Here is a 19786-nt window from a genome sequence, read left to right on the forward strand (position 1 = left end):
CTGGAAAGCCATCCCTGGATCAGAACAACCCCTCGATATAACCCTGCTCATTCAGGAAAATCCGTTCCGCCGACGGTGACTTCGGCAGCCCGGGCATGGTCATGATCTCGCCGGTAATGGCGACGACGAAGCCAGCTCCCGCTGAAAGCCGCACCTCGCGCACGGTAACGATGTGGCCTTCCGGCGCGCCGCGCAGGCTCGGATCGGTGGAGAAGGAATATTGCGTCTTGGCCATGCAGACCGGCAGCTTGCCGTAACCCTGCTCCTCCCATATCTGCAACTGGTCGCGCACCGCCTTGTCGGCCGTCACCTCGCCGGCATGGTAGATCTTCGACGCGACGATCTCGATTTTCTCGAACAGCGAAACATCGTCGCCATAGAGCGGCTGGAATTTCGCCTGGCCGGATTCGGCGAGCTCCACCACCTTGTGCGCCAGTTCCTCGATGCCGGCCGAACCCAGCGCCCAGTGGCGGCAAAGGATCGCCTCGGCGCCGAGCCTCGAAACAAATTCCTTCACTGCCGCGATTTCGGCGTCGGTATCGGAGATGAAATGGTTGATCGCCACGACCACCGGCACACCGAACCGGCGGACATTGGCGACGTGGCGGCCAAGATTGGCGCAGCCCTTTTTCAGCGCCGCGACATCCTCGGTGCCGAGCTCCTCCTTCTTCACCCCGCCATTCATCTTCAGCGCCCTCACGGTTGCGACGATGACCGCCGCATCCGGCTTCAACCCGGCCTTACGGCATTTGATGTCGAAAAATTTCTCGGCGCCGAGATCGGCCCCGAAGCCCGCTTCCGTCACCACATAGTCGCCGAGCTTCAGCGCCGTCTTCGTCGCCGTCACCGAATTGCAGCCATGGGCTATGTTGGCAAACGGCCCGCCATGCACGAAGGCCGGATTGTTCTCCAGCGTCTGCACGAGGTTCGGCTGCATCGCATCCTTCAGCAGCACCGCCATGGCGCCATCTGCCTTGAGATCGCGCGCATGCACCGGCGTCCTGTCGAAGCGGTAGCCGATGATGATGTCGCCGAGACGCCGTTCCAGATCCTTGAGGTCGGTGGCGAGGCAGAGGATGGCCATCACCTCGGAGGCGACGGTGATGTCGAACCCGCCCTGGCGCGGGAAGCCGTTGGCGACACCGCCGAGCGAGGAGACCATGCTCCTGAGCGCTCGGTCGTTCATATCCATCACCCGCCGCCAGGTGATGCGGCGGATGTCGATATTTTCCTCGTTGCCCCAGTAGATGTGATTATCGACCATCGCCGCCAGCAGATTGTGCGCCGAGGTGATCGCGTGGAAATCGCCGGTAAAATGCAGGTTGATGTCTTCCATCGGCACGACCTGGGCATAACCGCCGCCGGCCGCGCCGCCCTTGACACCAAAGCAGGGGCCGAGCGAAGCCTCGCGGATGCAGACGATGGCCTTCTTGCCGATCCGGTTCAGCCCGTCGCCGAGACCCACGGTCGTCGTCGTCTTGCCCTCGCCCGCCGGCGTCGGATTGATCGCGGTGACGAGGATCAGCTTGCCGTCCTTCTTGTCCGCTTGCCCGGCGATGAATTCGGCGCTGACCTTTGCCTTGTCGTGACCGTAGGGGACGAGCTGCCCGACCGGAATGCCGAGCTTCGCGCCGATTTCGAAGATCGGCTTCTTGGCCGCAGCGCGCGCGATTTCGATATCGGATTTGATTGATGGCATGGATGTTCCCCGTCCCGGCCTACCGCGGGGCGCGGAGGCGTTTTCCCTCTCATCGGGATAGCGAAATATCGGCGAGGTGTGAATAGCACTGCGCCTTGCAGCGGCCACGCCGGATGTTTATGTGGCGGTCAACGATCGCGGTTTTATAGGGTGAAGACATGAAGGCACTGGAACTGATCATCGAGCGCATCATCCTGTCGAGCCGCTGGATACTCGTCGCCTTCTATATCGGCCTGGTTGGGGCACTCGCCGTCTATGCCGTTTCCTTCGGCTACAAGCTGCTGAAGATCGCTTCCGGCGTCTTCGCCCTCGACGAGGCGGAGATGATCCTTGCCATGCTCAGCCTGATCGATGCGGCTCTCGTCGCGAGCCTGATCGTCATGGTGATGATTTCGGGCTATGAAAATTTCGTCAGCCGCTTCGATGAAGCGAGCGAAGCCGACAACGAAGTCTCCTTTCTCGGCAAGCTTGATTCAGGCAGCCTGAAGATCAAGGTCGCCTCCTCGATCGTCGCCATCTCCTCCATCCACCTGCTGCAGGTCTTCCTCAACGCCGACAAATACGCCGACGGCAAGATCATGTGGCTGACGCTCATGCACCTCGCCTTCGTCGCCTCCGCCGTCATGCTCGGCTTCCTGGAGAAGCTGATGAGCGTGACGTCGAAGAATGATTTGAAGGATAAGGAGTAGCCGGCGGAAGAAAAACAATTTCAGACCGGCAACAAGCAGTCGCCCACGGGCAACAGCGATGGGCCATCAGGAAATGTTCTTCCGCAGTCCGATATCAATTTGCCAACGCTGTGGCAGGAACGATCCCGGCCTTCTGATTTCCGAGGCATCGGAGACTTTCCTTCGCGTCTGGCCCACAGAAATGCAGGCCGGGCTCTTCACCGTAAGGAATGATACCATTGATGATGCCGAGATCGAATGCCTGCGAACGCAGTATCTTGTCTCGCTCGATCGACGTCGCGAACATCATCGTCTCATATGTCTGGGGACCGACGCCCATCTCTTCGAAATAGGCGAAGAATTTCGTATATTCAGCTGTCGTGGGCCGGACGAGGCCGATATCGGAATATCCGACAAGCCGCGGCATTCCGCTCATCAGGACAAGAGTACAGCTCGAAAGGCAGTATGCACCGCCGGCGGAGACCTCGCCTCCAGTCGGTCCGCTTTTGACCATGCTCGCCTTGCAACGCGGGTCCAGCGTCGGGCAGTGGGGCAACCGCGTTCTGCCAATCGAAGTCTCTAGACCAGCAGCCCGGATTGCACGCCCCATCGCAAAAGCCGCGTCCATGTCTCCGCCATAGGATTGCAGGACGACCGGCAGCTTTCGTTCACCAAGCGTTTTCAAGATCGCCTGCAGCCGAGCCGGTGTCTCCGGCGTAATCTCTCCTTCGGCAGAAATCCATTGGGTGCACTCGTCCTTGCAATTGCCGTTGTACATCAGCAGAAAATCCATCGGCCGGTTTTCCGGTGGAGTCTCGCTTGTGACCGCGGCCACATCCTGCGCCGGCGCCTTGGATACAGGCGTCGCAGCCACCACGGGCGCTTGGGCGACCGGGTGGCCGTGACAGACTGCCTCGGCCGCTGCATCCCTCGCGCAGAGCGGCATGCCGGGCCACTCATTGTAGGAGAGCATATCGGTGATGAGACCCGTCCGAAGTGCCTCCGCGGGCAGTACGATGTTGATATTCTCAGGCGTGGCGCTCATCATCAGGCCGATCACATCCTGGCTGACGCCCATTTCCTTCAAATAGGCTGTCAACGCAGCACCGGCCTTCTTGCCGAGCTTGGTGGAACTGCTCTGCCCTGCTGATTTGCGTCCAACCTCCTTGCGGGAGATTTCCTTCTTCTTGCCGTTCACGATCTTGTATTCGATGCGGTAGGAGACACGCACCTTGTTATAAACTGTCGTGATCTGGTGAACGCCGATCAAAGCCCATTGCGACGCGACACGCGACGTACCGCCGGCCAATACAAGCGGACAGGCGGAAAAACAATATGCACCTTCCGAATAGGCGTAGCCAAGCGCGGTCCCATCCTTTGTGATAGCGGCATCGCAACGCAGATCGTCGGCCGGGCAATCCTTCAGCCGTGCGCCACCGACCGCCGTCTCAAGACCGGCTTTGCGGATCATCCGGCCCATCGCATAAGCGGCCTCGACATCACCGCCCTCGGACCGGAACACGATCGGCAGTTTCCGGCCGCCGACCTTCTTCAGCATTTTTCGGAGTTGGGCCGGTGTATCAGAAGTTATGCGACCCTCTGCCGACACCCATCCCGGGCAGTCTTCCGTGCAGAGGGGATGGTGCACGAGGATGAAGCGCATTGGCGGCTGCCCTGCCTGCTTCTTCTCTCCGGCAGCCTGCGAGGTTGCAGCTCCGATCGGCAGAGTCAAAAATAATAAAACAAGTAGTATCGGGGAAAGCAGGGACTGCACGAAAAAAGAAATCGCAGAGCGCACGATTAAATTGCCTCAATTATACATGGCAAGATGCTTAGCAATTGCCTTGATCGCCAGCAAGCCGGATTTCAGCACCTGTTGCCGCCGCCTCCCCCAAGTGATTCTCTCCGTGCATCACTGCGCAAGACCCATGGCTATGCGGCGTGAAGGAGATCGAAGATACCGTAACGGTATATCTGCAAGTCAAAACTCAACTAAAGCGCGATCGCCCCTCAATAATTTTACACAATTCGAGTAAATCAGCTTGCGCTAAGTCAATTGGGACTAGCATCCCGCCGGCTTTCTGTGTTTGATAGCGTTAACATTGGGGCAGCCGGGGGCGTACAGATGTCTTATATGACTACCTCTGAAAGACAATCATCGCTTTCGGCAGAGCTTGCCACTGCACGGACGCGCAGCCTGTTTGCGCAAGCGCTCGGCAGGGTCTCCGCCGCCTTCGGACTGTCGCATGCGACCCTGATGCACGCGCCCTCCCCGGAAGACCTCCTGCTGAAACCCCTGCTGATCGAGAGCTCGCTTCCGGCCGCCTATATCAAGGAGTTCGACCGCGCCCACATGATGCGCGGTTGTCCTTTCGGCTTGCGGCTGAGGGAATCCGCCGTCCCCCCGGCATGGCATCTGAACGACGCCGCCAATGGTCAAGCCTTCCCCGCCGAACTGCGCGCCCTGATGCTGCGCCATGACATACCGGCGGGCGTTGCCATGCCGACCATTGCTGCAAATGGCCAGCGCCTGGTCTTCTGGTTCTGTGGCGAGCGCGCCGCACTCGGCCAGAGCGAGGTCAACGAGCTGGCAATGATCATTCTGCATGCGCTCGATGCATATAATGCAGTCAAGCGGAATGAGGAATGCGCGCATAACGCGCTGTCGACCAGAGAACTGGAAGTTGTGCGATGGACTGCCCAGGGCAAGACCTCGATCGAAATCGGCCAGATCCTGGCGCTCTCGGATCATACGGTAAACGCCTACATGACCAACGCGATCAAAAAACTCGATTGCGTCAACCGCACCCAGTTGGTCGCTAAGGCAATTCGATTGAAGCTGATCAACTGAGGTATCGGAACAGAGTCTGGACGTCGTCCCGTAATCTGGGGACCCGTGATCTGGGGGAAACGTGTCTCTTCGCTTCGAACAGCCCGTCAGCGACAAGACTGAGCAATCCCGCGCCCACATCGGCATCACCGATGCGGAAATCGTCCAGATGCTTGCTGCCTATCGCCTTTTCGGCTTCTGGCGCATCGACATCGAGGCGGGACATTTCTTTGCAAGCGAGGACGTGCACGCGATTTTCGACCTCCCCTACAGCGACGGCCCCGTCAATCTGGCCGAGCTGATGTCGCGCATCCATGAGGACGACCGCAGCCTGATCGCCCAGACCTTCGAAGAGGCGAGCCTTCACGGCGTCGGGTTCCATTTCGTATACCGCGTCTGCAATCGGCTTGGCGGCCACAAGCTGGTGCGCAGCGTCGGCCGTTTCCGGGACGGTCAAAGCGGCGGCGGCATAGTCGGCGTCACCTATGAGTTCGTCGAGAGGCTGCGCGTCGTCGGCTTCGAGGACGATACGAGACTGCGCTGCCCCCCGAATTTTAGCGGTCGAGCACCGAGCGGATCTCGACGAGGTTCGAGCGCACCCTCAGAATATAGAAACCCATGGTGGCGAGATGGCTCGGCATGATCCAGCCGTCTTCGCGCCCGTTCGAGATGATCGCCGGCTGAATGCGCAGCGCTGCCTGGAACTGCCGCATCGTGCTGCCCCACACCGCTCCGAGATTGCGCTCCTGCACCACCTGCGAGAAATCCGCCTGCGCGGCGGCAAGGATGGCGTAGTAGGCGTAGAGCTGGCCATAGGCAAACCAGAACCGGTCGTCGGCGCGCGTATCGAACCAACCGCGGTTGTGATTTTCCGAACGTTCGGCGAGCATGTCGGACGTACCGCCGAGATCGTTGGCGATGCGGTCGATGAACTGCATGAGGTTGTCGGCGCGGCCGTCGAAAATGACGCTGCAGGCGGAAAGATCGGTGTTGAACTGGCGCAGGCTGCCGATCGCCGAGCGGTAGTAAGAGGGCGTCGGCGTCTTCGGCCCGAAGGGATTGAGCCCGAAATACCAGCTGTATTCGTCGAACTGCAAGTTACCGCGGGCGCTCTGCAGATCGTTGTTGATGCCCGACGTGCCGCGCACCCGCCCCAGCGTATCGACAAGCTCCGCCGACGTCCGGCGGACCGCCTGATTGATGCCGCGCTGGAACGACGCCTTATTATCAAGGAAAGGCGTGTGATCCCAGTCGATGCCGAAAAAGCCCATTTTATAGAGCAGCATCGAGGAGATCCATGCGTTCTGATTGACGTTGAAGTCGGTCAGGTCGGCCGTGACGTCAACGATGGCGGAACGCTGGCAGGTCTTGGCGGCTGAGCTGTTGCTTCCCTCCGCGACCGGCACGTCCTGTCCCGCGGCAACCTTGCGCTCGGAAAGCCGGTATTGGTCGACGAAGGCGGTGTTGAAATTCGACCAGACCTGCGTCTGCCAGAAGAAATAGCCGTAGAGCACGACGAAGAGCGCCACGAGCGCGATGACCGGCAGCCGGATCATCCAGCTCCGGCGCTGATACCAGCCATGCGCGGCAAGAAAGGGCCAGAAGGCCCAGGCGGAAAACAGGCGGGCCCAGCGACCGATCGTCTGGCCGATCAGCCTGAAAAAACCGGCTATCCGATCAAGCATCGTCGTCTCCTGTCAGGCGAGGCAAACGCCACAGCGCCGCGCGTCTTTTCAGACGCGCTAAGGACGCTGTAACACTTTCAATTACTGCAGAATTCCTTAAATCGATTCCGATTTAAGGAATTCTGCAGCGGGACATTGCCATCCCCACATATGCGCTCGACGGGCCGAGCACAACACGAGCCCTCGATTTTTCGGATGAATGCATCGCGACAGCGGCGCGAACGGCCTCGCGGGTCAGGAACGCAGGAAAGGCAGGCTGAAACGGAAGGACCTGCGTACCGTGTCGATCAGAGGCGCTCCCGATGTCTCCGGCAGCGGTTCGGCATAGGCGGGAAACCTGCCGGCGAATTCCAGATCGGCGCGGCTCTTGCGCCGCTCCAGATCCTGGGCGACCAGCATGCCCTTCTCGAACAGCCCGATCGGCGCGGCGATATCGGGAAAGAGTTCCGGCTTGATCCGCATCTTCATGCCCGGCCTGTCGGTATCGACCTGCGCCTGGTAGATGATCAACCGCTCCTCGACGTCGATCATCAATTTGCGCAGCAGCACGTTGCAGGCGGCGATCCGGCCGTTCAGCGAATCCACAAAGCTCTGGAACAGACCGATGAACCGTTCGCGCCGCTGGCTGTCGTCGCGCATCTCGTGCTCTCCGGCGGAAATCTGCTCGGCCTCCGCCTTCAGCGCCCGCCGCTCCGCCTCCATCTGCTCCCAATGCGCCCTGTTGCCGTAGACGCCGATACGGCCCTGCGTCGTTAGCGCCTTGGCGTTGAGCTCCTTCATCTTGAGACGGGCGATATCGATGGAATCGACCAGCCGGCGCCGTTGCTCGACGATGTCGACGAGACCGCGTTCGGCGACCCTATGCCGCCCTATGATCGCAGCGCGCTGGCCGGCGATCAGCCTGGCGAGCGCATCCGATTTCGTCAGAAGCTCGAGCAGTCGTTCGATGACCGGAGCCTCGCGCACGCGTTCGGTGTACATGCGCCACATCCGCTGGCGCGACGTCCAGCCGGCCATCTTCTCGCGCAGCGTCAGCCCCCGAAAGCTGTCGAGATCGGCGGAAACCTCGGCCGTCAGCCGGTCGAGGGAAAAGACCAGCTCGGCCTGCAGCGCGTCGAGTGCTTCAGCATCGGCGATATGCGCCTGGAACCGAGCGTTCTGCTCGAGGAAAACCTCGTCGGCCGACCGTGCTTCATCGCCGCTAAACGCGCTGATCGCGCCCACACAATAGGCTCCGTCGACCGCAACCCTCTCGGCAAGGCTGCCGGCAGCTTCGTATTGGCTTTGGAATGGCGGAGGTTTGCGCACAGGCGTCTCCAGGGAATCTCATATCGCCCAAGCTAGAGCATGATGCCGAAAAGTGTGAAGCGGTTTTCCGCCCGGAATTGCGTAAAATGGAAAGCAGGTCGCTTGCGGCGCCAAAGAAACAGGCGGCAGCCGCGTCTTCAGACCGGCTCGGCAATCCAGGCCCCGTTCATCGCTTCATCCCAATGCCTGCGGCAGAGCGAGACATATTTCTCATTGCCGCCGACATCGATCTGCGCGCCTTCGTGCAGCACTCTCCCCTCCGCGTCGAGCCGCACCACCATCGTCGCCTTGCGCCCGCAATGGCAGATCGTCCGCACCTCACGCATTTCGTCGGCGATCGCCAATAGTTCCTGCGAGGCCGGAAACAATTTGCCCTGGAAATCGGTTCGGAGCCCATAGACCATCACAGGAATGCCGAGCCTGTCGACGACGCGGGCAAGCTGCCAGACATGGACGGGCGTCATGAAATGCGCCTCGTCGACGAAAACACAGGCAATCGGCGCCCCCTCTCCGCTCAGCGTCGCGATCAGCCGGAACAGGTCCTCATGCGGCTCGAAGGGGATGGCGCTTGCCTCCAGCCCGATCCGCGAGCCGATGACGCCCCGGCCGGTGCGCTCGTCGAAGGCGGCGATCAGCTGCACCGTGCGCATGCCGCGCTCCTGGTAATTATAGGAGGCCTGCAGCAGCATCGTCGACTTGCCGGCGTTCATCGTCGAGTAGTTGAAATAGAGTTTTGCCATCCGATCTCTCCTTGATCGGTTTATTGAAGCTCATAATGGCAAAGAAAAGCCCCCTGGCGGCGATAATCACAGGAATCCCAGCCCGAAAATCGCCGAGCCGCCTGAAAACCAGGTGCCGCGAAAAATCCGCCGACGTCGCAATCGCATGGGTCGATACGACGCAAACGCACTGAGGTCGCTTGTCAAACTCGGCTATTGGTGGTTGGCTTGGGAACTTAAAGACTGGGAGTCTAAAATGAAAACAACAAGCACGTTCAAACTGGTTACTGCAACTGCCGTCGCCGCCCTCTCCGTTGCGACCGCCGCCTTCGCCGCCGATCCTGACAGCTGCTCCACGGTCCACTTCTCGGATGTCGGCTGGACGGATATTACCGCCACCACCGCCACCGCAGCCGTCGTCCTGAAGAGCATCGGCTATCAGACCGACGTCAAGGTTCTCTCGGTGCCGGTCACCTACACCTCGCTGAAGAACAAGGACATCGACATCTTCCTCGGCAACTGGATGCCGACGCAGGAAAAGGACGTCCGCCCTTATCTCGATGACAAGTCAGTCGAATCCTTCGGCCCCAACCTCGTCGGCGCCAAGTACACACTCGCCACCAACGCCAAGGGCGCCGAACTCGGCATCAAGGACTTCAAGGACATCGCCGCCCACAAGGACGATCTCGACGGCAAGATCTATGGCATCGAGCCCGGCAACGACGGCAACCGTCTGGTCATGGACCTGATCGAAAAGAACACCTTCGGCATGAAGGAGATGGAAGTCGTCGAATCCTCGGAACAGGGCATGCTCGCTCAGGTCGCCCGTGCAGAGAAAGCAGGCAAGCCCGTCGTCTTCCTCGGATGGGAGCCCCATCCGATGAACACCAACTTCAAGCTGACCTACCTCACCGGCGGTGACGACGTCTTCGGTCCCGACTTCGGCGGTGCCAAGGTCTATACCAATGTCCGCGCCGGTTATCTCGATGAATGCCCGAATGTCGGCACGATGCTGAAGAACCTGAAGTTCTCCCTCGACATGGAGAACCAGATCATGGGCAAGATCCTCGATGACGGCAAGGAGCCGGAAGCTGCCGCTTCCGAATGGCTGAAGGCGAACCCTTCTGCGCTCGAGCCTTGGCTCGCAGGGGTCAAGACCCGCGACGGCAAGGGCGACGCATTGGCGGCCGCCAAGACCGGTCTCGGCCTTTGATGTTATGAACGGGGCGGCGAGCCGCCCCGTTTCATTTTGTCCATTGTTGATTTTTTCTGGATAGGCGCGCGCTCTTGAATTGGATCACCGACTTTAAGATTCCCATCGGCCCCTGGGCAAAATCCTTTGTGGACTGGCTCACCTCGAACGGCGCATGGTTCTTCGACCAACTCGCCTCCGTGCTGTCGCACGTTATCGACGGGCTGCTTTTCGTGTTGCAGAAGCCTCACCCGCTGATCGTCATCGCCGTCATCGCCGCCATCGCCTTCTGGCTGCGCCGATCGATTGCGGTGACCCTCTTCACCTGTCTTGGTCTGTTGCTGATCATGAACCAGGGCTACTGGAAGGAAACGACGGAGACGCTCGCTCTTGTGCTGGCCTCCACTTTCGTCAGCATGGTGATCGGCATTCCGCTCGGGATTGCAGCCGCCCGCCGCGCCTGGATTTATGCCGCCATGCGCCCAGCGCTCGATCTCATGCAGACCATTCCGACATTCGTCTATCTCATTCCGGCGCTCATCCTGTTCGGCCTCGGCATGGTGCCGGGGCTAATCGCCACCGTCATCTTCGCAATCCCCGCCCCTATCCGGCTGACGCGCCTCGGCATCATCTCGACGCCGCCTTCGCTTGTGGAAGCCGCCGTCGCCTTCGGCGCGCGGCCGATGCAGGTGCTGCGCAAGGTAGAACTTCCCTTCGCCGCGCCGCAGATCATGGCGGGCCTCACCCAAACCATCATGCTGTCCTTGTCGATGGTGGTCATCGCCGCCCTCGTCGGCGCCGATGGTCTCGGCGTGCCTGTCGTGCGGGCGCTGAACACCGTCAATGTTGCGAAAGGCTTCGAAGCCGGTCTCTGCATTGTCATCCTGGCCATTATTCTCGACCGCATGTTCCGCGCGGCAGGTGAAGGAGACGGAGCATGACCGCGGTAAACTTCAAGGATGTCAGCATCATCTTCGGCGACCGGCCGGAAACAGCGCTTGCCATGGCCGATCAGGGCAAGACACGTGACGAAATCGGCGCTGCTACCGGCCTCGTGCTCGGCGTCGCCAATGCCTCGCTGACGATCGAGGAAGGCGAGATTCTGGTGCTGATGGGCCTTTCCGGCTCGGGCAAGTCGACGCTGCTGCGCGCCGTCAACGGGCTCGCCCCGGTGGTGCGCGGCGATGTCGCGGTCTCCACGGCCACCGGCTCCGTCAATCCCTACAAATGCAATGCCAAGGCCCTGCGGGAGCTGCGCACCCACACCGTCTCCATGGTGTTCCAGCAATTCGCTCTTCTGCCCTGGCGCACGGTCGCCGAGAATGTCGGCTTCGGCCTCGAACTCGCCGGCATGCCGGAGGCCGAACGCAAACAGCGCGTCGGCGAGCAGCTCGAACTTGTCAACCTGGCGAAATGGGCCGACCGCAAGGTCAACGAGCTCTCGGGCGGCATGCAGCAGCGCGTTGGACTGGCCCGTGCCTTTGCCACCGGCGCCCCGATCCTGCTGATGGACGAACCGTTCTCGGCGCTCGATCCGTTGATCCGCACCCGCCTGCAGGACGAACTTCTGGAGTTCCAGCGGCGGCTGAAGAAGACCATCCTGTTCGTCAGCCATGATCTCGACGAGGCCTTCCGCATCGGCAACCGCATCGCCATCATGGAGGGCGGCCGCATCATCCAGTGCGGAACGCCGCACGACATCGTCAAGAACCCCGCCGACCAGTATGTCGCCGATTTCGTGCAGCATCTCAATCCGATCAGCATGCTGACGGCGGCCGACGTGATGCAGTCCGGACTCGGTCAGACAGCCGCCGGCATGAGTGTCAGCGCCACGGCCCGCGCCGAGACCCCGCTCGTCGATATCCTCGATGCCCTTGCCCGCCAGCCGGGCAGCATCGGCATCGTCGAGAACGGCACGATCGTCGGTACCATCTCGGCCCAGGATATCGTCGCCGGCCTTACCCGCCATCGCCGCAAGCAGGACGCTTGATGTTTTCAATCCGCTTTGCCACAAAGCGGATATGAAAGATCAGCCCTCGCCCATACGCGAAACCGACGACGACGCCCGCAAACTCGCCCGCGTGCTTCTGCGCTCCGCGCGGCACGCGGCGATTGCCGTTCTCGACCCCGAGACCGGCTTTCCCTTCGCCAGCCGCGTGCTCGTCGCGACCGATATTGACGGCACCCCCGTCATTCTCGTTTCGAAACTCTCGGCCCATACCAAAGCGCTCGGCCATGACGCGCGCGCCTCGCTCCTGGCCGGCGAGGCCGGCAAGGGCGATCCGCTTGCCCACCCTCGCCTGACGACCCAATGCCTGGCGGAACCCGTCGAGCGCGGCAACGCCTTCCACGAGCGTCTGCGCACGCGTTTTCTCGCTCGCCACACCAAGGCAAAGCTTTATATCGACTTTCCCGATTTCCTCTTCTTCCGCCTCAAGCCGGAGCAGGCCAGCCTCAATGGCGGCTTCGGCCGCGCCTACCAGCTCAATGGGAACGACCTCATCATCCAGTCGGCTGCCAATGAGGAGATTGCCGCCGGCGCGGCAGAAACAGTGCGAGATTTAGTAGAACGGCACCCCGATGTGGCCGAGGCCCTTGCTGCCAGGCTGAAAGCGCCGGAATCGGCTTCCTGGCGCATTTGTGGTATCGATCCCTCAGGTTTCGATATGATTTCCGGCGATTTTCTGCTGCGGTATGAATTCGAAACCCTCGCTCGGGATGCCGATCACATTTGTTCAAACATGTCTAAAATAGCATACTCGATACCTTAAATTTAGGTATATACAATCTTCGACCCCAATTGCTAGTTTTTGGGCGTCGGTCAAAATCCGACTGACGGCCAGTGCCAACAAGCATGATGTACGTTTCGCATTAGGAAGATAACAATATGGAAACCACAGATTTGGCCGATCACACCAATGTGGCGGCAGCTCTATTGTCGGCTATGGCAAATCCCAAGAGATTGCTGATCCTGTGCAGCCTGGTGAAGGGCGAAGTGGCCGTCGGCGTGCTTGCAACGCAGGTCGGCCTCAGCCAGTCGGCACTCTCCCAGCACCTGTCGAAGCTGCGCGCACAGAAGCTGGTGAAGACCCGGCGTGACGCACAGACCATTTATTATTCCAGCACCTCCGAGCCGGTCATGAAGATCCTGGCAACGCTCGAAGACATCTACCTGGTGACAAACAGGAATAGATCCGCCGCTTGATGATAGCGCTGACATGAATGTCGGCCGATGCCATGCCGCAAGGGGATGTTCCCGGAGGCGCGGCAACGATATTTCAGCACCTGAACCTTATGGCACGACCGGTAAATCTTGCGATTTGCCGGTCGTGCCCTTTTTTTCTGCACCTGCCGGTCCCGGGATATGCTCAAACTCAAGGCTTCCTGTCCCGAGTGGCTCTCGGGCGTTTTACCGTTGACGCTTCAAGAAGCCCTGATAATTTGACCGGGCAGTCAAAATATGGGCGTGAAGCCCCGGGAACGGGCCGTCAGCGGCCAGGAGAACAGCATGTCCAATCGCCTCAACGCACCGAACGATCTTCGCGCCTTCTGGATGCCGTTCACGGCCAATCGCCAATTCAAGAAGGAGCCGCGTATGTTCGTCGGCGCCAAGGACATGTATTATACGACCCATGACGGCCGCCAGGTGCTGGACGGCACGGCCGGCCTCTGGTGTGTCAATGCCGGCCACTGCCGCCCGAAGATCACCGAGGCGATCCGCGAGCAGGCCGGCGAGCTCGATTACGCCCCCGCCTTTCAGCTCGGCCACCCCAAGGCCTTCGAGCTGGCGAACCGGCTGGTTGACATTGCGCCGGAAGGCCTGAACCACGTTCTCTACACCAATTCCGGATCCGAATCCGTCGAGACGGCGCTCAAGGTGGCGCTCGCCTATCACCGCGTGAAGGGCAATGGTTCACGCTTCCGCCTGATCGGCCGCGAGCGCGGCTATCATGGCGTCAATTTCGGCGGCATCTCCGTCGGCGGCATCGTCACCAACCGCAAAATGTTCGGCACGCTGCTGACCGGCGTCGATCACATGCCGCACACCCATCAGCCCGGCAAGAACAACTTCACCCGCGGCGAACCCGAGCATGGCGGCGACATTGCCACCGAACTGGAGCGCATCGTCGCCCTGCATGACGCCTCGACGGTCGCGGCCGTCATTGTCGAGCCGGTGGCCGGCTCCACCGGCGTTCTGATTCCGCCGAAGGGCTATCTGCAGAAGCTGCGCGAGATCTGCACCAAGCACGGCATCCTGCTGATCTTCGACGAGGTCATCACCGGTTTCGGCCGCCTCGGCGCCCCCTTCGCCGCGCAATATTACGACGTCAAGCCCGACATGATCACCGCCGCCAAGGGCCTGACCAATGGCGTCATTCCGATGGGCGCCGTCTTCGTCACCTCCGAGATCCATGATGCCTTCATGAACGGCCCGGAGCACATGATCGAGTTCTTCCACGGCTACACCTATTCCGGCAATCCGATCGCTTCCGCCGCCGCCCTCGCCACGCTCGATACCTACAAGGAAGAAGGGCTGCTGACGCGTGCCGCCGAGCTTTCCGGCTATTGGGCCGACGCGTTGCATTCACTCAAGGACTGCCCCAACGTCATCGACATCAGGAACACCGGCCTGATCGGCGCGATCGAGCTCGATCCGATCGCCGGCGAGCCGACCAAGCGCGCCTTCACCGCTTTCCTGAAAGCCTATGAAAGCGGCCTGCTGATCCGCACCACCGGCGATATCATCGCGCTCTCCCCGCCGCTGATCATCGAGAAACACCATATCGACGAACTCTTCGGCAAGCTGCGGACGATCCTGCAGAACAACATCTGAAGACGCGTTCATAAGCGCTTCGGGCCCGCGGCGGACAAAATCCCCGCGGGTCTTTTCGTTTCGGCGCAGAAAAAACCTCAGGTCACGGAGGCGACGGAAAGGCAGAGGGCGAATTTCTTCAGGAGCCGGCGATCGAAGTGCCCTTCATTGCCGAACATCCACTTCAGTGCCTCGCTCGCGTTCCACGCCGCCTTGTATGACCGCACCGAGGTGATGGCGTCATAGACATCGCAGATCGTGGCAATTCGCGCATGGAGGCTCAACTCTCTGCCGGACAGCCGATGCGGGTAGCCCTTGCCGTCGATGCGCTCATGATGATTGAGGCAGACATCGAGAACGATCTCCGACATGCCCTCCTGCCGCGACAGGAAAGCGTGTCCCTTCTCCGGATGGCCGCGGATCAGGGTGATCTCGTCCTTTTCCAGAGGCCCTGCCTTGTTGAGCACCTCAAGCGGAATTTCAAGCTTGCCGACATCATGCAGCAACCCCGCGGTGCCGAGCAGTTGGACCGTCTGCTCGTCGAGTCCGAGATGGCGGCTGAACAGGATCATCAGCGCGCTCACCGAAATGGAATGGAGGAAGGTCACTTCGTCTTTCGATTTCAAACGCGTGACGTTCAGGAAAACCGAGGGGTTTTCCTCCATCGACTTGGAGACCGAAGAAATCACCGGCGCCACATGCGCGACACTGATCGCATCGCCATTCCGCAGCCTGGCGAAAGCCTCGTCCAGCACCTGCACGGATTTCTGGACGGTCTCGCGCGCGGCCTGGATATCGATCTCGATGTCACGTCCCGGCAGGCCGTTGGTATCGAGCCCCTTGCTGGTGTTGATGACGACGCTGGCAGTGCCGCATTTGCGAATTTTCGCGGCATCGACCTCGCGCCGCAGCGAAAACCTGCGTTTGGACAAAAGCGGATCCTGCCACAGGCCCTCGACGGCCTCCACAAACATTCCGATACGCACCTGGCTGGCGTCGATACGCTTGAGCATCCAGTCTCTGTTTCCCGATGTGTCTATCTAATTATCTGTCTGGGTCTCTTTTTCAATACTGCGGTATTTCGGGTATCGGGGGATACTACTGCCATCAGCCAAACTAACGGTTAATGGGAAAGATAAAGACAACCCTACGAGGTGGTTTCGCTTAGGCGGAGGCGCTTCCCTTCGCAGCTTTGCCGATGAGAAATCACCGAAAAGCAGAGAAAGTAACCGCCTTCGCAGAGTTTCCGGCCGCATCGATCGCATTTCGCTTCCCATTTGTTATAAACTTGCGCAATCCCGTCAAAATTCCTAGAAATCTCGTCATGAGCCTTCCCGAGTCAAATATGGCCGGCAGCTCACTGATCGCGCCCTTGTCGATCGTCCTTGGCACGGCCCAAAGGGCCGTGGAATGATCGGAAAAACCGGCGCGGCACCTCATCGCGGGTCGAAGGACCCCACCCAAGGAGACAGACAATGACCCTCAAGACATTGACGGCGACACTCGTCGCGTCGCTTGCCTTCGCGCCGCTTGCCCATGCCGATATCACCATCGGCCTGATTGCGCCGCTGACGGGCCCCGTCGCCGCCTATGGCGACCAGGTGAAGAACGGCGCTCAGACCGCCGTCGACGAGATCAACAAGAAAGGCGGCATTCTCGGCGAGAAGGTCGTCCTCGAGCTGGCCGACGATGCCGGCGAACCGAAGCAGGGCGTTTCCGCCGCCAACAAGGTCGTTGGCGACGGCATTCGCTTCGTCGTCGGCCCGGTGACCTCGGGTGTTGCGATCCCCGTTTCGGACGTTCTGGCTGAAAATGGCGTCCTGATGGTCACCCCGACCGCGACCGCCCCCGACCTCACCAAGCGCGGCCTCACCAATGTGCTGCGCACCTGCGGCCGCGACGACCAGCAGGCCGAAGTCGCCGCCAAATACGTGCTGAAGAATTTCAAGGACAAGCGGATCGCCATCGTCAACGACAAGGGCGCGTATGGCAAAGGGCTTGCCGACGCCTTCAAGGCGACGCTGAACGCCGGTGGGATGACCGAAGTTGTCAATGACGCGATCACTCCCGGTGACAAGGATTTCAGCGCGCTCACCACCCGCGTCAAATCGGAAAAGGTCGACCTGGTCTATTTCGGCGGCTATCACCCGGAAGGCGGCCTGCTCGCCCGCCAGCTGCATGACCTCGCCGCCAACGCGACGATCATCGGCGGCGATGGCCTCTCCAACACCGAGTTCTGGGCGATCGGCACGGATGCGGCGGCAGGCACGCTGTTCACCAATGCCTCCGACGCCACCAAGAACCCGGATTCCAAAGCTGCCGCCGATGCGCTCGCTGCCAAGAACATCCCGGCCGAGGCCTTCACGCTCAACGCCTATGCCGCCGTCGAAGTGCTGAAAGCCGGCATCGAGAAGGCCGGCAGCGCCGAGGATGCCGAAGCCGTCGCGGCCGCGCTGAAAGACGGCAAGGAAATCCAGACCGCTATCGGCAAGGTCACCTACGGCGAAACCGGCGACCTCACCTCGCAGAGCTTCTCGCTCTACAAATGGGAAGGCGGCAAGATCGTCGCCGCTGAATAAACTATCGCTGATCGCCATCGACCGGGCGCCCCCTGTGGCGCCCGGTTTCGTTTGTGGCACTCGCTTGTGGCGGCAGATCGGCTATAAAGTTTAGGAATCGGTTGCAATGTGAGCAAGGCCATGACCAGCAAACTCGAACGCCTCATCGACCAAGGGGTCGGCCGCGTGCCGGCCGATATCGTGCTGAAGGGCGGCCGTTTCTTCGACCTCGTCACCGGCGAACTCGTCCGCTCCGATATCGCCATGGGAGCCGATCGCATCGTCGGCACCTCAGGCAATTATCAGGGCGAAACTGAGATCGACATATCGGGAAAAACAGTCGTTCCCGGCTTCATCGACACGCATCTGCACATCGAATCCTCGCTCGTCACGCCGCACGAATTCGACCGCTGCGTTCTGCCCTATGGCGTCACCACCGCGATCTGCGATCCGCACGAAATCGCCAATGTGCTCGGCGCCGCCGGCATCGAATTCTTTCTCCAATCCGCGCTCGAGACGATCATGGACATCCGCGTCCAGCTCTCCTCCTGCGTGCCGGCAACACATCTTGAAACCTCTGGCGCCGATCTGCCGATCGAGCGCCTCCTGCCCTTCCGCCATCACCCGAAGGTCATCGGCCTTGCCGAATTCATGAATTTCCCCGGCGTGATCCACAAGGATCCCGTCTGCATGGCTAAGCTCGACGCCTTCCAGGGCGGCCATATCGACGGTCATGCACCGCTTCTGTCCGGCAACGACCTCAACGGTTATCTCGCAACCGGCATCCGCACCGAGCATGAATGTACGACCGCCACCGAGGCGCTGGAAAAGATCCGCAAGGGCATGCATATCCTCGTGCGCGAGGGGTCCGTGTCGAAGGATCTCGCTGCACTGATCCCCATCATCACCGAGCGGCTATCGCCTTATCTCGCGCTCTGCACCGACGACCGCAATCCGCTCGATATCGCCGAACAGGGCCATCTCGATCACATGATCCGCGCGGCGATCGCTAACGGCGTCGAGCCGCTGGCGATCTATCGCGCCGCCTCGATCTCGGCCGCCCGTGCCTTCGGCCTCCGGGACCGCGGCCTGGTGGCGCCGGGCTGGCGCGCCGATCTCGTGGTTCTCGACAGTCTGGAAAACTGCCGTGCCGACATGGTCTTCTCCGCTGGCCGCCGCGTCACCGACGCGCTCTTTTCCACGCGCAAGCCGGTCGCTCCGATCGGCCTCGACAGCGTCAAGGCCAGACCGGTCAACGCGGCCCATTTCGGCGTGCCGGCCAGGGAGGGCGAGACATCGGTCATCGGCGTCATGCCGGGCAAGATCATCACCGAGCATCGCCGTTACCGGCTGCCCGTCAAAGGCAACGAAACGGCGGTCGATCTTGCCAACGACATCATCAAGGTCGCCGTCATCGAGCGCCACGGCAAGAACGGCAATCACGCCAACGGCTTTGTCCAGGGCTTCGGCCTGAAGAAGGGCGCGATCGCCTCCACCGTCGGCCATGACAGCCACAATATCTGCGTCGTCGGCGTCGACGAGGACGACATGGCGCGCGCCGTAAACCGCCTCACCGAAATCAAGGGCGGCTTCGTCGTCGTGGAGGGCGGCAAGGTCACGGGCGAAATCGCCCTGCCCATCGCCGGCCTGATGAGCCTTGAGCCTTACGAGACAGTCCGGGACACCCTGCACCATCTGCGCAAGGCCGCCTTCGCGCTCGGCGCCACGCTGGAAGAACCCTTCCTCCAGCTCGCCTTCCTGCCGCTGCCGGTCATCCCACACCTGAAAATATCCGACCGCGGCATGGTCGATGTGGACAAGTTCGCGCTGATCGGGTGATGGAATCCATAGCAAATTCCGCGCCAGCACCTATTTTGCGATATCGCTGGAGCAAATCATGACCAAGCTGGAACAGATTGAAAAATCCGTGACCGAACTCGACAAGCAGGAGTTCCAGGCCTTTTCAGCGTGGTTTGAAGCCCTTAAGGCCGAACGCTGGGATCGACGGATGGAAGGGACGCCGCGAGCGGCAAGCTCGATCGTTTCGCGGAGAAGGCCTTGGCAGATTTTCGCGCCGAAAAAACAAGGCCGCTCTGAAACACCATGCAACTCCCTCCTTCTGAGTGGCCTATGACGGCTTGCGTAAGCAGATCCGGAAGCTGCCGACGAAAATTTCGATCGGCGCAAACAAGAACCCAGACATCCATCCCTGCATTTCAAGCGCGTCGGCCGCTTTTGGTTGGCACGCGTTGGCGCGTCCTGGAGAGCTTTAGCCGTCCGCGATAGCGACGACCTCATCTGGTTTTGGATCCGC

Annotated in this window: 17 protein-coding genes and 1 pseudogene; 12 read left to right on the forward strand and 6 right to left on the reverse strand. The window is 60.7% G+C overall.

The window, feature by feature from the left end; genetic code table 11:
- Nucleotides 1-19: 19 nt before the first annotated feature.
- Entirely contained in the window at nt 20-1699 is a 1680-nt protein-coding gene (locus OS035_RS27850; protein WP_097626635.1) for a formate--tetrahydrofolate ligase, read from the reverse strand.
- A gap of 158 nt (nt 1700-1857) precedes the next feature.
- Here OS035_RS27850 and OS035_RS27855 point away from each other — a divergent pair, with 158 nt between their 5' ends.
- Nucleotides 1858-2388, forward strand: a complete 531-nt coding sequence (locus OS035_RS27855; RefSeq protein WP_183777584.1) for a TIGR00645 family protein — start codon at nt 1858-1860, stop codon at nt 2386-2388.
- Nucleotides 2389-2482: 94 nt separating this feature from the next.
- Here OS035_RS27855 and OS035_RS27860 read toward each other — a convergent pair whose 3' ends face one another.
- Complete coding sequence (locus tag OS035_RS27860; RefSeq protein ID WP_331814270.1) at nt 2483-4165, reverse strand: hypothetical protein; 1683 nt, start codon at nt 4163-4165, stop codon at nt 2483-2485.
- Between the two features lie 327 nt (nt 4166-4492).
- Between OS035_RS27860 and OS035_RS27865 the strand changes: the two genes are divergently transcribed.
- Both OS035_RS27865 and OS035_RS27870 read left to right on the forward strand, forming a co-directional pair.
- On the forward strand, nt 4493-5218 hold the full coding sequence (locus OS035_RS27865) for a helix-turn-helix transcriptional regulator (protein ID WP_183777582.1): 726 nt from the start codon (nt 4493-4495) through the stop codon (nt 5216-5218).
- A 61-nt stretch (nt 5219-5279) separates the two neighbouring features.
- A pseudogene (locus OS035_RS27870) lies at nt 5280-5738 on the forward strand (PAS domain-containing protein); the annotation flags it as partial.
- 13 nt (nt 5739-5751) lie between these two features.
- Here OS035_RS27870 and OS035_RS27875 read toward each other — a convergent pair.
- From OS035_RS27875 to OS035_RS27885, 3 genes are all read right to left on the reverse strand, one after another.
- Nucleotides 5752-6882, reverse strand: coding sequence for a DUF2333 family protein (locus tag OS035_RS27875; protein WP_183777581.1), 1131 nt, complete (start codon nt 6880-6882; stop codon nt 5752-5754).
- A 234-nt stretch (nt 6883-7116) separates the two neighbouring features.
- Nucleotides 7117-8190 (reverse strand): hypothetical protein, encoded by a 1074-nt coding sequence (locus OS035_RS27880; protein ID WP_131711384.1) that lies wholly within the window; start codon nt 8188-8190, stop codon nt 7117-7119.
- A 137-nt stretch (nt 8191-8327) separates the two neighbouring features.
- Nucleotides 8328-8930 (reverse strand): thymidine kinase, encoded by a 603-nt coding sequence (locus OS035_RS27885; RefSeq protein WP_331814271.1) that lies wholly within the window; start codon nt 8928-8930, stop codon nt 8328-8330.
- A 235-nt stretch (nt 8931-9165) separates the two neighbouring features.
- Between OS035_RS27885 and OS035_RS27890 the strand changes: the two genes are divergently transcribed.
- From OS035_RS27890 to OS035_RS27915, 6 genes are all read left to right on the forward strand, one after another.
- A complete protein-coding gene (locus OS035_RS27890) occupies nt 9166-10122 on the forward strand; it encodes a choline ABC transporter substrate-binding protein (protein WP_097626620.1) in 957 nt (318 codons plus the stop codon).
- Between the two features lie 74 nt (nt 10123-10196).
- Entirely contained in the window at nt 10197-11042 is an 846-nt protein-coding gene (gene choW, locus OS035_RS27895; RefSeq protein WP_003592987.1) for a choline ABC transporter permease subunit, read from the forward strand.
- The gene (gene choV, locus OS035_RS27900) at nt 11039-12091 is read left to right on the forward strand and encodes a choline ABC transporter ATP-binding protein (RefSeq protein WP_097626618.1); all 1053 of its coding nucleotides are present in this window, start codon (nt 11039-11041) and stop codon (nt 12089-12091) included. The genes choW and choV overlap by 4 nt, the downstream gene beginning before the upstream one ends.
- A 31-nt stretch (nt 12092-12122) precedes the next feature.
- Nucleotides 12123-12872: a HugZ family pyridoxamine 5'-phosphate oxidase gene (locus tag OS035_RS27905; protein WP_097626616.1), complete on the forward strand. Its 750-nt coding sequence runs from the start codon at nt 12123-12125 to the stop codon at nt 12870-12872.
- Nucleotides 12873-12988: 116 nt separating this feature from the next.
- Nucleotides 12989-13306 (forward strand): ArsR/SmtB family transcription factor, encoded by a 318-nt coding sequence (locus tag OS035_RS27910; RefSeq protein WP_003592984.1) that lies wholly within the window; start codon nt 12989-12991, stop codon nt 13304-13306.
- A gap of 303 nt (nt 13307-13609) precedes the next feature.
- The gene (locus tag OS035_RS27915) at nt 13610-14935 is read left to right on the forward strand and encodes an aspartate aminotransferase family protein (RefSeq protein WP_097626819.1); all 1326 of its coding nucleotides are present in this window, start codon (nt 13610-13612) and stop codon (nt 14933-14935) included.
- 77 nt (nt 14936-15012) lie between these two features.
- Here the strand turns inward: OS035_RS27915 and OS035_RS27920 are convergent, their stop codons facing one another.
- The gene (locus OS035_RS27920) at nt 15013-15927 is read right to left on the reverse strand and encodes an HD-GYP domain-containing protein (RefSeq protein WP_097626614.1); all 915 of its coding nucleotides are present in this window, start codon (nt 15925-15927) and stop codon (nt 15013-15015) included.
- Nucleotides 15928-16389: 462 nt separating this feature from the next.
- Between OS035_RS27920 and OS035_RS27925 the strand changes: the two genes are divergently transcribed.
- From OS035_RS27925 to OS035_RS27935, 3 genes are all read left to right on the forward strand, one after another.
- Entirely contained in the window at nt 16390-17493 is a 1104-nt protein-coding gene (locus OS035_RS27925; RefSeq protein WP_097626612.1) for a branched-chain amino acid ABC transporter substrate-binding protein, read from the forward strand.
- A 120-nt stretch (nt 17494-17613) separates the two neighbouring features.
- A complete protein-coding gene (ade, locus tag OS035_RS27930) occupies nt 17614-19311 on the forward strand; it encodes an adenine deaminase (protein WP_097626610.1) in 1698 nt (565 codons plus the stop codon).
- A 58-nt stretch (nt 19312-19369) separates the two neighbouring features.
- The gene (locus tag OS035_RS27935) at nt 19370-19606 is read left to right on the forward strand and encodes a hypothetical protein (RefSeq protein ID WP_239620149.1); all 237 of its coding nucleotides are present in this window, start codon (nt 19370-19372) and stop codon (nt 19604-19606) included.
- Nucleotides 19607-19786 lie beyond the last annotated feature (180 nt).

This window comes from Rhizobium sp. 268, assembly GCF_036571585.1.
GTDB lineage: Bacteria > Pseudomonadota > Alphaproteobacteria > Rhizobiales > Rhizobiaceae > Rhizobium > Rhizobium redzepovicii.